General features: G+C 54.3%; 11 protein-coding genes and 1 pseudogene. 3 read left to right on the top strand and 9 right to left on the bottom strand.

Features of this window, described 5'->3' with window-relative positions; genetic code table 11:
* Positions 1-32: 32 nt before the first annotated feature.
* The 3 genes from QNM96_RS10360 to QNM96_RS10370 all read right to left on the bottom strand — a co-directional run bounded on the left by QNM96_RS10360 (position 33) and on the right by QNM96_RS10370 (position 1588).
* Positions 33-497, bottom strand: coding sequence for a DUF2085 domain-containing protein (locus QNM96_RS10360; RefSeq protein WP_283836151.1), 465 nt, complete (start codon positions 495-497; stop codon positions 33-35).
* Between the two features lie 87 nt (positions 498-584).
* Entirely contained in the window at positions 585-1211 is a 627-nt protein-coding gene (locus QNM96_RS10365) for an OsmC family protein (RefSeq protein WP_283836152.1), read from the bottom strand.
* Between the two features lie 197 nt (positions 1212-1408).
* Positions 1409-1588, bottom strand: coding sequence for a DUF1059 domain-containing protein (locus tag QNM96_RS10370; protein WP_283836153.1), 180 nt, complete (start codon positions 1586-1588; stop codon positions 1409-1411).
* 95 nt (positions 1589-1683) lie between these two features.
* Here QNM96_RS10370 and QNM96_RS10375 point away from each other — a divergent pair, with 95 nt between their 5' ends.
* Complete coding sequence (locus QNM96_RS10375; protein ID WP_283836154.1) at positions 1684-2457, top strand: hypothetical protein; 774 nt, start codon at positions 1684-1686, stop codon at positions 2455-2457.
* 430 nt (positions 2458-2887) lie between these two features.
* Positions 2888-4288 carry a deoxyribodipyrimidine photo-lyase gene (locus tag QNM96_RS10380; protein ID WP_283836155.1) on the top strand — a complete coding sequence of 467 codons (1401 nt, stop codon included), beginning with the start codon at positions 2888-2890 and terminating at the stop codon, positions 4286-4288.
* Between the two features lie 44 nt (positions 4289-4332).
* Here QNM96_RS10380 and QNM96_RS10385 read toward each other — a convergent pair whose 3' ends face one another.
* The 4 genes from QNM96_RS10385 to QNM96_RS10400 form a co-directional block, all read right to left on the bottom strand.
* Positions 4333-5379, bottom strand: coding sequence for an FAD-dependent oxidoreductase (locus QNM96_RS10385; protein ID WP_283836156.1), 1047 nt, complete (start codon positions 5377-5379; stop codon positions 4333-4335).
* Between the two features lie 177 nt (positions 5380-5556).
* Complete coding sequence (locus QNM96_RS10390) at positions 5557-6528, bottom strand: hypothetical protein (RefSeq protein ID WP_283836157.1); 972 nt, start codon at positions 6526-6528, stop codon at positions 5557-5559.
* A 25-nt stretch (positions 6529-6553) separates the two neighbouring features.
* Entirely contained in the window at positions 6554-6757 is a 204-nt protein-coding gene (locus QNM96_RS10395) for a hypothetical protein (RefSeq protein ID WP_283836378.1), read from the bottom strand.
* A gap of 1103 nt (positions 6758-7860) precedes the next feature.
* Positions 7861-8445, bottom strand: coding sequence for a hypothetical protein (locus QNM96_RS10400; RefSeq protein ID WP_283836158.1), 585 nt, complete (start codon positions 8443-8445; stop codon positions 7861-7863).
* A gap of 616 nt (positions 8446-9061) precedes the next feature.
* On the opposite strand from QNM96_RS10400, the pseudogene QNM96_RS10405 reads away from it, so the two are divergent.
* Positions 9062-9743 (top strand): annotated as a pseudogene (locus QNM96_RS10405) (IS6 family transposase).
* On the opposite strand, the gene QNM96_RS10410 reads toward QNM96_RS10405, so the two are convergent.
* Complete coding sequence (locus tag QNM96_RS10410) at positions 9740-11026, bottom strand: hypothetical protein (RefSeq protein WP_283836159.1); 1287 nt, start codon at positions 11024-11026, stop codon at positions 9740-9742. The pseudogene QNM96_RS10405 and the gene QNM96_RS10410 sit on opposite strands and share 4 nt — an antisense overlap.
* Entirely contained in the window at positions 11026-14997 is a 3972-nt protein-coding gene (locus tag QNM96_RS10415; protein WP_283836160.1) for a DUF3578 domain-containing protein, read from the bottom strand. Before QNM96_RS10415 ends, QNM96_RS10410 begins: the two co-directional genes overlap by 1 nt.
* Between the last annotated feature and the right edge of the window lie 32 nt (positions 14998-15029).

Raw genomic sequence — 15029 nt, forward strand, 5'->3', positions numbered from 1 at the left:
CAATGCTTGACACAGCGGCCTTAAATTAGTATCTATGATTCCGACACGTTCTGTGACACGTACACGAGTGCGCCGGCGACCGCCCCGTAGGCGATTCCCACGAGCGCAACGCGGAGATCAAACGCGAAAAAGAGACGCACCAAACCGACGCCGTAGCCGTATCCGAGCAGAAAGCCGGTCACCGTTCGCACTCCGTTGTGACCTCGGCGACCGGTAAACGTGGTCGCCGTCCAGTCGAGGAGTGCGGGGAGCGGAAAGACGAGGACGATACCGAGGGCGGCTGTCGACGAAGGCGCGAGACCACCCGCGAACAGGGAGACGACGAGCGCCGCGAGTATTCCGGGATAAATACCCAAACATCGCGCACAGACGTGGATTCGTCTTCCGAAGATCACCGGCGAGTAACATCGATACCATTCGGACGGGTGATGGTGCGAAAGGAGGTACGGCCAGGTCCTCGAGAGTCCCTTTCGTAACTCCGTCCGATCGATTCCCATGTCTTATCCCACCGACTGTGGCGACTAAATATTGTGCGTCCGCGTCCGTTTCCGGATTGTGAAAACAAATCTTGCTTGTTCCGGCGGCTAGGCCGCCGAGTTGATTTCGACCCTGGGTCTGTTCGGGTGTTCGAACGTGACGAGATTGTAGACCGGGGACCGCCTCGGGAACTCACGAACCATCGACCGCTCCCCAGCGGTCAGGTCGCCGGTTACAGCGACGTCGATCTCGAGTTCTCCGTACATGTCCTGTACCCGATCCATGTCGTGGATGCCGAACAGCACTCGAAGGTCGACGGGCGCACGAACCGTCGTCGTCACCTCCTCGACGTCGATTCCCTCGCGAATCGCGTTGTAGACGATCGTTCCGTTGATACACGCGGTGAGTCCAGCGAGCGCGCCTTCGATGGCCTCGTAGCGGTCGGTCGGTTCGACGTACCCCATCGCCTCCTCTAGCTCCGGCGGAAGCCCGAACTCGAGGGAGTGTTCACGGTCCGCCCCCATTTTTTTGCCGCCGAGCGCCCAGTCGCCGATCGTTGCGGTCGTGCGGTTGGCGACCTCTTCGGTGACGCCGGAGGCGCGAAATTCGAGCATTCCCGATTTCGGGTTGGCCTCAAGCCAGTCGATAAACTCGAGGTGTTCGCCGGCGTCGAGACCGTGTGCTCGCTCCCCTTTTCGAGACTCGGCAGTGTGTCGCATTTCGTCGATAGTCATTGTCTCTTCCTCGAATGCGAGTAGGCGACAGACGGTATTAAGCTAGTATTGCGGTTGTCAGGTACAATCCCGTAACCGGATACGAGATGGGGATATCCGGCCGAGCATCACCCGTATATGGATCTGAGTGGCTGTTTCGAACATCGGAAAATCGGGACGATTTCCGGGCTGATTGGGGCCCTCCGATCCGTGGCCGTCTACGTAACCTCGAGCGTTTCGATATACGGTGCGATGTCCGTATCGGAGACGGTTCGTCCGTGGACGTCCCGCAGGTGAGAGCGCGCGGCCTCGTATATCGACTCCTCGAACTCGCTGTAGACGACGACGTCACAGTCTGCGACATCGTGACACTCGAAGCGATATCGTTCCGTGACCATACCTGCTAGAGAGAACCAAGCACAATATAGCTGTTGCGGACGGACCCTTTCTCGACGGCTCGAAGCCTTTGTTCCTCGGTCTCGTCGACTATCCCATGGTTGAGACGGGTGCTGTCGTATCGATTTTCGCCGGAGCTGTCACTGCTCTGTTCGCCGTCTTTCTCACGTTCTATCTGCGCAATCAGTGGCAAGAGATCCAATCGCTTCGAGCGATGCAGACGGAACTCGAGCAGAATACCGAGCGGATGCGCGACCTCGCCGAACTACTTACTGGCGACCTGCAGCGCCAGCAGGTAGACCTCCCCCTCGAGGTCCCTCCCGGAACGAAACTCGAGATCCGGTACGTCGTCTCCTTTCCCAGCGCCCTTTCGACGACGGCGTTCGAACAGCTGAAACACTCCGGAATGTTTCTTCGACTCCCGCCCGAAACCCGCCGTTCCCTGTTCGAATTGTACGATACAATCGACCGCGTCAATCGGTTGCGCCGCCACAGAGAGCGGATTCACTTCGATGACGTCGGCAACGTCCACATCGTTATCGATCCCTCGGAACTCGACGTCGATCCGGGAGCGACCGTTACCGAGGCGGATCTCTCCGAAGAGACCAGACAGCGGTTAGCGGACCTCCGACAGATGAGACGGGCCATGAAAGGCGTCAACAGGTCGATCCTGAGGCTTATCGCTTCGATCGCTTCGCCGAAACTGGTCGAAGAACTCGAGCTCGAGCCGTTCGTCGCGTTAGACGACAGACACGCTCCGCACCGAGAATCGGGAGCTGAGTCTGTAGATTTCGAAGAAGTCACTCTCGAGGAGATGCGCTCGGTTCTAAACGATGTCGAGCAGAACTCGATCTGGTCTCGCTTGATGTAGATCGGTGGGGAAACGGTCTCGACGGCTCCATGGAACGCTGGTTGAGGTTCCCATGGAAATCTCGAGATAAGTGAGTAGCGCGAATCCGTGTCGATACATGGTCTATTGCGGGAGTCGACGGACTCGGTACTCGAACAGGAACGACCTGGATTTGCTCCCGAACGACCTCACTATTTTCGGATTCCGGAATTATCGGCGAGTCGCTCCTGTGGAGTTTCGAGCAGGGCTCCTCGAGGTCGATCGGGCTCGGTGATGGAACCGGCGTCGGCCCGTTAGTGAATTGGGTTGTTAGGGGCAATCGATAACTCTCGAGCGGGAGACGCCACACTATGAGCCACAGACGCACAGCTCGGTCCGAGGGAACACGACCGGGCCCTCTCGAGACGGTCATCGAGATGACTACTACTCCGCGTGGCGAGCCCACCGCGCCATGAACGTTCATTGGCACCGCCGAGACCTTCGACCCGCGGACAATCGCTCGCTTCACGCCGCGGCGGAAACGGGTTCGGTGATACCCGCGTTCGTCTTCGACCCGGCGGTCCTCGAGTTCGCCTCGCCGCCCAGGGTGGCGTTCATGCTCGAATCACTGTCGAAACTCCGGGCCTGGTATCGCGAGCGCGGCGGCGACCTCCTCGTCGCCATCGGCGATCCCCGAGACGAACTGCCGCGGATCGCCCGCGAGTACGGCACAGAGCGCGTGTCGTGGAACCGAGACTACTCCGGGCTCGCCAGCGAGCGAGACGAGGCGGTCCGCGAGGCGCTGACCGACGCCGGACTCGAGGCCACGTCTACCGACGATGCGATCCTGTTCGAACCCGGCTCGATCACCACCCAGCAAGGCGAGACGTACGCCGTCTACTCGTACTTCTGGCGCAAGTGGCGCGATCGCGAGAAGGATTCGCCCGTCCCGGCACCGAACGGCGAGCAACTGGCGTCAGTCTCCGGCGACTCGCTTCCGTCTCAGGAAGCCCTCGGCTTCGACGACCCCGAGGCGGATATTCCCGACGGCGGGATGGAGGCCGCACGCCGCCGGCTCGAGACGTTCTGTGCTGATCCCATCTATCGGTACGCGGACCAACGGGACGACCCCGCGGCCGACGTCACCTCCGGTCTCTCGCCGCATCTCAAATGGGGGACCGTCGGCATCCGAACGGTGTACGAGGCGGTAGAGCGTGCGAAAACGGAGACACCGGACGAAGCGGCGGCTGAATCCTGCGAGGAGTTCGAATCTCAACTCGCCTGGAGAGAGTTCTACGCCCACGTGCTCGCCACGAATCCGAACACCGTCAGGACAAACTACCGGTCCTACGAGAACCCGATTCAGTGGCGAACCGATTCTGTTGCACTCCAGGCCTGGAAGGATGGGAAGACGGGATATCCGATCGTCGACGCCGGAATGCGCCAGCTTCGAGCCGAGGCGTTCATGCACAATCGCCTGCGAATGATCGTCGCGTCGTTCCTGACGAAGGACCTCCTGTTCGACTGGCGTGAAGGGTACGCCTGGTTCCGCGAGAAACTCGCCGATCACGACACCGCAAGCGACGTCGGCGGCTGGCAGTGGGCGTCCGGAACCGGCACCGACGCACAACCGTACTTCCGGATATTCAACCCGATGACCCAGGGCGAGCGCCACGACCCCGACGCCGAGTACATCCGAAACTACGTCCCGGAACTCGAGGAAGTCCCCGCCGAAACGATCCACGATTGGGTTGCCCTCGAGCCCGATGAGCGAGCGAGCGTCGCACCGGAGTATCCGGACCCGATCGTCGACCACGCGAAGCGTCGCGAGGCGGCTATCGACATGTTCGAGGCGGCTCGTGGTGACGAGTAGGCCACGATTGCCGCTCGGGTGGTCCGTCTCGTAGCGGGTGTCGTTCAGTTACCGTTCGAAACTGAGCCAGCGACCCGTTCGCCGGTTTCGAGTCCGTTACGGAGCGCGGCGTGGAGCCGTCCCTCGCCAGCGACCCAGTCACCGAGACAGTACAGTCCCTCGCGTTCGGCCGATTCGACCGCGCTCCGGTCGACACCGCGTTCCGGTTGTGCGTAGCGCCATCCGTGGTAATCCGTCCACGCCGGCTCCTTGAGGCGGTCGTCGCCGACGACGTTGGCAGTCAGTCGAGCCAGTTCCGCGACGGTCTCGGTCGGATCGTCGTCGTCCCGTTCGACCGACCACGAATCGTTCGCCTGAACGATCAGGACCGACTCGCCGTCGGGAACGTGACCGGGTTTGCACTCCTCTCGCGCGATCCAGCCGACCTCGTGGTGCTTGTCGGTATTGACGAGCGCGTAGTAGGGGACCTCGAGTTCGAACTCGTAGCCGAGGACGGCGGTCAGGACGGTTCGGTACTCGACCGCTCGAGCGGCCTCGAGGAGCGCGTCGCGACGCTCGCTCTCCCAGTCGGCCTCGCGGAGGAGGTTCGCAGTCTGCGGTGCCGGCGGATTGCAAAGGAGCCGATCGTACGGTCCCCACCGGTCGCCGTCGCCGTCGGTTAGGTTCCAGTGCTCGCCGTCACGGCGTATCGCCGTGATTCGTGTGTTCCGGTGTACCGTCGCGTCCGTCGCTCCGAACAGTCGCTTCGCGAGCTGTGTGATACCCGTCCGATAGGTCAACTTCCGTTCGGTCTCTGAGCGCCCTTCGCTGACCGTGCCGTCCTCGTCGAAGACGTGTATCGGCCCCGAAACGGACACGAGCCCGTCGGTCTCGAGGTGCTCAGTTACGAGCGAGAGCACACGCTCGTCGTCGTCTTTCAGGTAGTTCGCCCCGTAGTCGTAGTACCGACCGTCCGTGCGTCGCGTCGCCGCCCGCCCGCAGACGCCACCTGACTTCTCGAGTACCGTACACTGCGCGTTCGGTGCGTCCTGCTGGATGGCATACGCCGCGGCCGCGCTTGCCGCACCCGCGCCGATGATCCCGATTTCCATACGCGAACGTACGAACTGCCGGAGTAACTGTCTAGGGCTCGCGATTGCGCTGCCCGCTCAAACACTGCGGTGATGATATCCGCGATGTTTGGCCCCAACCACGACTGCTGGTGCGTCGTCAGTTGTGTTCTAAATCAATGGCCTCGGCACTCGAACAGGAACGACTGGTGTCCCGTCCTAGACGTTTCGGAGGATGAGCGGATCGATCGCCAGCGTTCGCTTCGCGACCGTGGCGATCCGGAGGATGTATACGGTCAACAGCAGGAACGGGACGAGCGAAAGTGTAAAAGCGGCTCCGATGACCCAGACGAGATTTTCGACCATCATCGTCTGTCCGGTAACCGTCGTCGAATCGACGAACGCCAGCGTTACCGTGGATATGACGATTCCGGGGACTGCAGTGTAGAGGATGAGCCGTGACAGGTTGATTAACTGCCACTGGAAGTACAGCGTCTTAATATGTTCGCGCACGGGCCCGAATATAACGAACGCCTGTTTCAACTCGTCCAATGCCGTGAGCTGGTCGTCGTTCAATACATCGGCGTATTCGTGCTTGAGATGTTCGGTCTGGACGATCTTCCAGGAATAGTTGTAATCCAGGAGCGCAGACACCACTTCGAACGTTCCGAACTCTGCGCCGTCTAGTTTTTGTTTCACGTGTTCGGTGTTCTCGAGTACACTGTCGAGAAAGTCTTCGACCGCCGACTCGAGCTCCGGCTCGTTGGTCGCGTCGATCGTTCGACGAACCGTCTCCGCCCTCGATTCGGTCGCGATGATGATATCGCGAGAAAATTCGGCCGGTTCTGCCGGCAACGGTTTCCCAGTGAGTTCCGAGACGAATCCCCGGACGGTCATCGCGTTACTCATTCGTTCGTGTTGGTCCCCGAGCGGTCCGTTTTCCTGCGAGATGATCAGCTGATTGATTGCGACGACGAGCGTCACCCCCAAGATCAACGCGCTGATCATCGTTCCGAAGATGCTTTCGATAACGCTGCGCTCCCCGAGAAGCACGGCGACGGCCGGGTTAATCGAGCCGATCAGTACGAACACGGCGAAGACGATGCCCGCGAGGAACATCGTGACGAGTAGTCGGTTTGCGACCAACAGAAGCCATATTTTCAGCGAACTTTCGTTGGCCCGATCACGCATCGTATCAGCTGTCTCTCTCGAGCGATCACTCACTCGTCACACCCCGTCGACGCTTGAATACCAGATACTTCGTCCCACCGCCGACGTAGTCGATTGTTTCGGTAAGCTTCCACCCGTGCGTTCCAAATTCGTTCAACGTCATTTCCGGATCCCCGGCCTCTTTCAGCGCGACGCCTCGCTCCGGTCTGATGATCTTGTACTCCCGCGAAAAATTTCCACTATCTGAGATACAAATCCCACTACGCCAGGAGAGATAAACCTAGTACAGAGCACACTAACTGGGCGCTGCTTCTGTCTTTCTCACACAGGACTCGATCGATCAAATGCCATATTCATCGAATTTCTGAGACTATTTACTGGCATTACCGGACGGTATCGTATTGTGGACGCAGAGTTCAGTACGGGTAAATCGATGGCCTCGGCACTCGAACAGGAACGACTTACCAGTACACGATATTATCTAAAAAGAACCGATAGCAGTAATCCACTTGTCGGTATCATTATTATCTGATATAGCGCCTATCTATATGGTGTTTTCGTATGTCCGAAGTCCCACCGGCACCACGGCGAGCAAGTGACGAGGTCAGAAATTCAGCCGAAGACACGACCAGTCTCGAGGTGTATTGCCATCGTCAGCACAAGGGCGAATGGATGAAAGAGGCTGAAGAACAGGGCTGCAGTCTCAGCCAGTATATCTACGATCTAATCCAAGAAGCTCGATGGCATCGAAATGATGGTGAAATCCCGGTTAGTGTAGAGTACTGACTTCGAGTATTGCTTACGTTCTCATCTTCACTTTCACTTTGGATGGTGAACAATTTTTAATACTGTTATCATATCCTCCCTATAATGTGGATCGAAGTCCTTCCGGCAGTAGTGATCGAAAACCTGGAAGTGATTGCCCTCATCGCGCTTGGGCTGTTAGTAGAAAAAAGGTACATCAGCAGACCTGCAATCTGGGCAAATGTCGCAGCAGTAAACGTCCATCTCTTTGACTATCTCGCAGTCGAAAATTGCTCGTCTGGTATGCGAATATCGGAATTGTCGTCGCACTCCTCGCATTTTTCACGTACGCTACGGAGGAGTCACTTCTTAGTTGGTACTATACGTTGGCATGGGCTTACTCTTCCCTCCCAGTTGCTGGCTTAGTATATCTAACTTGGGCGGGAGCATTGTAATGAACTCGTTAGATGATTTGATCGATCACGTCCAGAAGCGATAGAGCCTTGATGCAGAAGAACGGAAACAATACGCCTCAATCAAGTCGAGTAGTACTTGCTATTCCAGTTCAGAGATCAATCTACCTGCTTCACGAACAGTGATCTGCTTTAGTTATAATCGTTTTACAAGATCGTCAACATCAGCACCCAACTCTGTCGATTCCTTTCCCTGAAACGTTTCTTTCTCTTTTTCAGCTGAGTGATCGATTTTCGCTCGCTTAGTTCGATCGACTGATTCCTTCTCGGCCGAGCGGTTGACTTTCACTCCTCTAGTTCGATCGGTCGAACCTTTTTCGTCAGCTCTCGGCTGTTTCCGGTCCAAAGCCACCTCAACTTCCTCTCCAAAGGTTGATTCATAACTTTTCCTATGAATTCTTTTCCAGACCAAGAATATTCCATCTGTGATCATCCAAGCGGCAATCCATACGATCCCCCCTGCAATCATTGACAAAATAAACATTGGAATCCCAAGAATCATCAACAGGATTGCTTGTCCCATTATCCCAGGAAAGATGCCGGATAAACCTTCTTGATGGATCATCCATATCATTGGTGAAAAGAGAACTAATCCACCCGCAATCCCACCAATTATCCGACCTATCCAGTCCCCAGGAGACTCACAATTTTCCCGCTTAAAGAATTCGTCCCCATCATTCTCGATGTTATCTTCATCAATATAATTCTCGAGATTTTGCAATCCGAGAGCAGTCCACGAAACACCAGACCTGCTTGAAGAGCGGGATGATCCCGTAGTTGGTATTGGATGTCCATGTATTTTTTCATGACATGGATGACACACCGTTCGCAAATTCCTTAGATGATGTGATCCGCCTTTAGAAATTGGTTTGATGTGGTGGACGTGTAGCTGTCTGTTACTCGTGCCACAGTCTGTACACTGATATCCGTCCCGTTTGAGAACTCGTTTTCGGATAGAATTCCAATTTGAGGGATATTTGTCATTAGCCCATCCCATCTATACCCCTTAGAGAATTCTATTTAAGATATTAAATATTTTGGTAAGAAGACGTTCTTCTCTATTTATCATATGGGGATCTCCGAGGCCATATACGCGGACGAGCACTGACGATGTACATTCTATTATAAACTTAGCTGAATAATACTTACACCAGAACCGTCTAAATCGGTATATCATGTCTTCCGCGGGGACCAATCAGAATACTACTGAACTGATCGAGATCGAAACCACAGGCTGACTGAACGGCTACCTGATGTCTCTTCGATCCAATAGAGTGAGAAGGCACTGTCTAGTTGAGTCAGTTTGAGAAGTGAGCAGGCCGTTGAGTTAATTTGGAATGAAGCTCGCAGACCTGCTTAGCAAGAGCTACGACGCGGATTTAGAAGAAGCTTGGGAGAACGAGCGGACGGCGACGCCCGCCAGGGCGTTCGCCGTCCGGCTCCACGCCACCGGTTGTTCGCTTCGGGAGACAACAACGATTCTCGCTGAATTAGGCGTTGAACGCTCTCATGGAGCGGTTTGGAATTGGGTACATCGGCTGGCTGACAGCGTTCCCGACCCGCCGAGGGCGAAGCCCTCGCGGGTCGCGGTTGACGAGACCGCTGTCAAAATCAACGTCAAATGGTCTTGGTTGTACGCTGCAATAGACCTCGATACAAAGTTAATTCTCGACGCCCAGTTGTTCGGACGCCACGGCACTGATCCGGCGGCTGCGTTCCTGCATGGACTCCGCGAGAAACACGATTTCTCCGAAGCAGTGTTTCTCGTCGATCAATTTGGGTACCGGACTGCACTTGCTCGATTAGGATTGAACGGCCGGGTTGACTATACCGATCGAAACCTGATCGAAAAGTGGTTTCACACCTTCAAAATGCGAGTTGACTGTTTCCATAACTCGTGGGTGGGCAGTCGGCGGAGTGCCCGCAAATGGATTGAGCAAGTTTGTGCATTACTACAACCATCAGAGACCGCATCAATCGCTCGATGGAAAGACGCCAGCTGACGAGGTGCTAAACTAGACAGTGCCGATGAGGCCATGGCCTAATAGAGAGAACAACTTCTCTTCTAGCTCACTACGAAGTCTCCGAGTATAGCTGTGGAATTTCTCCGTCGGCTTCGGAGTCGGCAGTTCAATCAGGCTAAGAGGATGCTGATCAACGACGGTATACTGACTAGCTATCTCTTCTCGCTGCTCTGGGTAAATCAGAACTCCCGGTACATCGTGAGCGAATTGGTATGAGGTCATTTGATAGAAATCCGCATTAGCTGGGCGTCCAAGCTTCCATTTTGCATCTCCAACGAGTATCGGATTTCGCTCTTCGTTTCGCACCAGGATATCCGGTCGGATCGAAATCGTATGCTTTCCATCAGTGACAAGATTTCGAGTTGTTGTTTGAGATTTAACGGTACAGGATCCATAGTCGTCAAATACTTCAGTGACTGCCCGTTCAACTGTTCGTTCAAAAATCTGATTCATGTCGATAAGAAGAGCGAAGGAACGCTGAGTACCGGTAGTGAACTCACGGACGTAGATACTTCTCAGAACGAGCTTTGTCAGCCGTATCAAGTCCGAGTAGTGATCGTTGAGCCGTGTTAGCTCAACCTGATCTAATTCTGCCGGTCGTACTGGCTCGAGGGATACTCGTTGACGTAATCGATGGCAATGCTTCTCGAGTGCCCGCTCGAGGGTTTGATCTCGAACAAACCGAGTAAGATGTGTTGCTGCGAAGAGGGCGGCTTTGTTAGGAATTGTGTCGTAGGTGAGTTCGTCATAGGTGCATTCAAACTGAGTAGGTGTAATTCCCTGGCGCTGGATCTGTTTTTGTACGTTCAGCCGGCCCCGCAGATTGTTCTCGACTTCCTCTACTCGCCGATAGTCGCGATGGAGTCCCTGACGAATTACTGCCTCGAGTTCGGCTTCAAACAGCGCTGCGAGCGCCTCGATAAACGTTCTGCCGGCGGAGATTGATGTTTCCTCTTCGATCGTCTCAGACTGTACGCCCTGAGCATATCGGAGGAGAGTGAGGAGGTTGGTCTGTCCAGCTTTCGGTCGGATCTGGAGTGTTGGCCCGTCTGGGAGTGAGATGATCCCGACATACTGTGTCGCTCGAAGGGTCGCCATTCCATTCCGATCGAAGGTCAGGTCTAGTCGTTCCGCTCCCTCGTTCACCTCCGACTTGATCATCCGAAGATCCAGTTCGCTGAGGTCCAACGGATCGGTTGACTCGTACTCGTTCAGAGTCAGATCGACACTGTTCGAGCGGTCGGAATCGAACAGCGGAGATGGTATAGACTGACTCATTAGTCCGTAGTCTGTTCCTCGAATGCAAGTTCCCCTGTTTGGATCTCGGTTCGTAGGTCTGCTAATCGCTTATCACCGAAGTCGGGATGGCACCAATAATCGGGCCCATTTACGGGTCCAGTGTGCTCTGAGACCTGCTCGAGAATCGTTTGAGCAAGGCCCGAGAACGAATACTCCTCATCATTATAGAGCCATCTGACACCATCGCTTTGACCGGTCTTACCCGTAATCTCACACCGCCAGAAGCGTTCGGATGAATCGTATGGCTGATCCGCCTCAGCCGGTACCTTCGATTCGTCGAAAACGAGCTGATCACCGGGATCTACTACTTTTTTGTCTAGGAGTAGATTGAGCGTGTTCTGTGTGTCTTCTTCCGTTTCTGTTTCAGGCTCTGCGAGTGAGATCCCCTCGAGATTTGCGAGAGTTCGACGGAGATCGTCAGCTGTGAAATCTGCGATCTCTTCCATATCCCAGTGGAACAGGCGATCACCGCTGCCCCTGAAGAGTTCCTCTCGAATCCGATCGAACTGCCCGAAGTAGTACTCCTCGAGTAGCGGAAGGATCTCGTACTTCCAGGCATCCAGAACATCTGGGACGTCCTCGAGACCCATTAGGTACGAATGGCCGATCTGCTTCCCTTTTCCGAGGTCTGGCGTATCTACGATCTGGTCATTGAGTTCGCGAAGGGCCAAAATCGAGAGGGCGACTAAGCTTCGGTGAAGATCCGGTTCAGTTCGAGCTGTTTCGCGTACATCCTCGAGGTCCTCGAAGTCATCATAATAGTCGATGAGAGCTGTGTAGTTCGGCGGGAACGAAACGAATCGGAATCGGCGTCGGAGAGCCGCATCTACGAGCGCGATCGATCGGTCTGCCGTGTTCATCGTTCCGATAACGTAGAGGTTCGGTGGAACGGAAAACGACTCTCCGGAGTGCGCTAACGTAATTTCGACTTCGTCTTCTTCTCCGAGCCGTTTATCGCTCTCGAGTAGCGTAATCGTTTCTCCGAAGATCTGAGCGAGGTTCCCGCGGTTGATCTCGTCGATTATCAGTACGAAGCGAGGCGGCTCATCGACGTCCTCGTTTTGTTGGGCGTGGTGATATGCTCGCTCCGCCCGAGTGCAGATCCGCTTGAATACGCCGTCTTTGATATTGTATTCGACTGCCCCGTCCTCAGCTTCGGCGGTCAATCCCTCGAGGAAGTCTTCGTACGAGAACGAAGGGTGGAACGTAACAGTCTCGAGCTGATTCGATGAGGGTGTGTATCCCGGTTGTTGGTTAAGCCACCAACGGGCGAAACGCTGAGCAGTATACGTCTTCCCGGTTCCTGGCGGGCCGTAAAACACGAGTTGGCCCGTGTTTTGGAGCTGTCGTTCGATCGTCTCAGCATCTCTTGGTCGCTCATCGGGTGTTACCAGTTCATCGCCACCTCGCCCATTGTGGACTCCTCTCAGTAGCTGTCTGAACTTCCCATGGTCGAGATTCGGAGTGACACCACTCTCTTCCTGTAGTCCTCGGAGTGATGCGACGAATACAATCTGTCCGGCTGTGAGATCCGAATTCTCGATTGTCCCCGACTCGACTGAATCAGCGATCTCCTCGAGTCGATCAGCGTTCTCTTCGTAAAGCTGGACGATCTGATCGAATTTTACTCGATCCGTAGAGGAGACATCCCCCTCTATGAGATCGGCCCGGTCAAGAGCTCTGGTCCAATCTCGAATAATCGACCTCGCTACGTCTATCGTGGGCCACGTGTCGACCTCATCAGTTTGCTCGAGCCGGGCCTGAATGTCTTCCGTGGCTTCCTCAATACCATCGTAGGTGTCTGCAGGTGGTAGCCCGATCGATGATTCGAATTCGTACCCACGTTCCTCCAGTAGTTCAGCAAGATATGGAGACTCCTCAGCCAGGATTTCTACGAGTTTGTCGGGACACTGAGTGAAGTAGTGTCCTTGATTGAGCGATAGCCGCTTATCGTAGAAGATCTTCTCGCTGTCTTCACGACTCTGGCGTAGTCGCTCCTGGTACTCCGGTTTTTCGAGAAGGTCATCATAGACATGTATCTGGGGCTCGATGCCTTCGTACTCTCTGAGCCATCGTAGGTATCCCCCCTGCTCTTGTTGTTCCTCAGTCCAGCGATCATCTGGCGGCCCCTCAAAATCCTCGTGCAGCTCTGAGTCGATTACCGAGACGCTGGCAAATTGGTGCTGATCCTGTAGGAGGTGGATGACAATATCTCCAACCTCTGCTTCACGCATCGTCTCATACCGCTTCCTACCACCCTGATCCCGACTGGGCGACATGAGTGCTTTCCCCAACCTAAATTCACCCTCCTGTTTATAGGGGCGATTTTGCGTCTGCGTTTTCTCGATCCAAACTGTTGGATTAGAGCTAATCTTCTCTCTATCCTCTCTATTAGCTTCGAATTCGTCAGAATCGTCCCCGGCATGGGCTGAATCAGGGTCTCGTTGGACAATGTTCTCGTCATCGAAGGCAGACAGCATTAAATCGTAGAATCCGGTGTCCACAATATTTTGATAGGCTGCTACGAGCTCACTGAGGTCGGTAATAAGGTCGTTTTCACCGGGGAATTGGCTAGCATCATAGGAACGATAACAAATTGTTGAGTCGCCGTAGTACTTGCTTCTCCCTGTCAATAGTCGGCTTGGGAGGTCGATCGCCTCCATTTCAAAACGTTTGAGGTCAATTTGCGTTCTAAGTATCTTTGCCCGTCTTGAGAGAATTTCCTTCGTACGCTCAAGACCATAGTTCTCCTTGAGTTCGGTCATCCCCTGATTGAGTGTCAGGAAAAGCCGATCCTCAACCGTGTCGAATAGATATACAACATACAGTCCATCTTGTGGGTTATTAGCAATTCGAGTGTCAAAAACACCAATCCAGGGGATATTCGCCATTCGACCTTTCCCGGTCGACCCTTGGATATTCAAATGCTCAGGCTGAATCCCGTAAGAGTCTGTATTTTTATGGTCTAATCGGGGTCGGAGTTCCTCTGGTAGTTCGGAATTGATCAGGGACACAACGGGATGATCCCAATTGCTCTCAGATTTTGCTTCCTCGTAGTGAGTTAGCGCGTATCGAATCTTCTCATTAAGTGTGGAATGAGGAACTGGCAAATCGATCGGTCTATTGCTGAAATTCAGTGCTTTTCTTCGGTAACGACCGTCACCAAGGAACTCTATTTCACTATTGTCCCGTAGTTCTTGGAGTGTTCGTCGAGTAGATGCCTCTCTAGTATCGTTTTCAGGGAATTTATTCGTGAGGCTTTCGTTAGAAAACTCTAAAAAATGTTTCAGGTCGAATTTCGTTGTCTCGTTTTCATCACAGTATCGAACAATTTCCCCTCGAATAACATCACGCCAACTACTGGCAGAAGAGGTGAGGTTGGTTTGAGGGTTATTTGACTCTTTAAGGGCGGAATCATCTTCATCACCGACGATTTCAGCGGCTAATTCATAGCCCTGCTCGGTTAGCTGATAGCGATCGTCTTCAGCCTCTGTTACGAAGCCGAGCATCTGTAACCACTCACGGTGGCGGCCAGCAACCCCTGTACCCCCTTCAAATTCTTCGTTCCGAGCGAGGACTTCCCGAAATTCTTCTTCAGAAAGTGGCTGCTCGAGGAGGGCATTGAGAAGCTGTTTGAACCCCTTGACGTTCTCTTGAAGCCCTTCGAAAATGACTCGCGTATCACTTGTTTGGAGGAACTCTTCAGCCCGTGTGGTTAGCGAATAGTGTTCAGAAACCCTTTCCAAGAGATCGATCGTCTCGAGAAAACGCAATCGACGCTCTACACCGGTTTGGTTCTGAGCGTTTGTTGTCTCCAAAATCCACTCTGTTAGCTCCTTTTCAGATGGGTAATTGTCCCCAATGTACTCGAGAGCGACTTCTAGGTTGCTGAGACGAGTATCAAGGTCCCCAAAATAACGGTCTGTCGTGAGACGTCTTCCGTCTCCCATATGAAATCAAATATCGGGTGAAGTATAAAACA

The sequence above is a fragment of the Halostagnicola sp. A-GB9-2 genome (genome assembly GCF_030068615.1).
Lineage (GTDB): Archaea > Halobacteriota > Halobacteria > Halobacteriales > Natrialbaceae > Halostagnicola.

Bases quoted from the DNA above. Each gene is read 5' to 3' on its own strand.
- QNM96_RS10360 (WP_283836151.1), bottom strand. From the start codon at position 497: ATGGGAATCGATCGGACGGAGTTACGAAAGGGACTCTCGAGGACCTGG.
- QNM96_RS10365 (WP_283836152.1), bottom strand. From the start codon at position 1,211: ATGACTATCGACGAAATGCGACACACTGCCGAGTCTCGAAAAGGGGAG.
- QNM96_RS10370 (WP_283836153.1), bottom strand. From the start codon at position 1,588: ATGGTCACGGAACGATATCGCTTCGAGTGTCACGATGTCGCAGACTGT.
- QNM96_RS10375 (WP_283836154.1), top strand. From the start codon at position 1,684: ATGGTTGAGACGGGTGCTGTCGTATCGATTTTCGCCGGAGCTGTCACT.
- QNM96_RS10380 (WP_283836155.1), top strand. From the start codon at position 2,888: ATGAACGTTCATTGGCACCGCCGAGACCTTCGACCCGCGGACAATCGC.
- QNM96_RS10385 (WP_283836156.1), bottom strand. From the start codon at position 5,379: ATGGAAATCGGGATCATCGGCGCGGGTGCGGCAAGCGCGGCCGCGGCG.
- QNM96_RS10390 (WP_283836157.1), bottom strand. From the start codon at position 6,528: ATGCGTGATCGGGCCAACGAAAGTTCGCTGAAAATATGGCTTCTGTTG.
- QNM96_RS10410 (WP_283836159.1), bottom strand. From the start codon at position 11,026: ATGAGTCAGTCTATACCATCTCCGCTGTTCGATTCCGACCGCTCGAAC.
- QNM96_RS10415 (WP_283836160.1), bottom strand. From the start codon at position 14,997: ATGGGAGACGGAAGACGTCTCACGACAGACCGTTATTTTGGGGACCTT.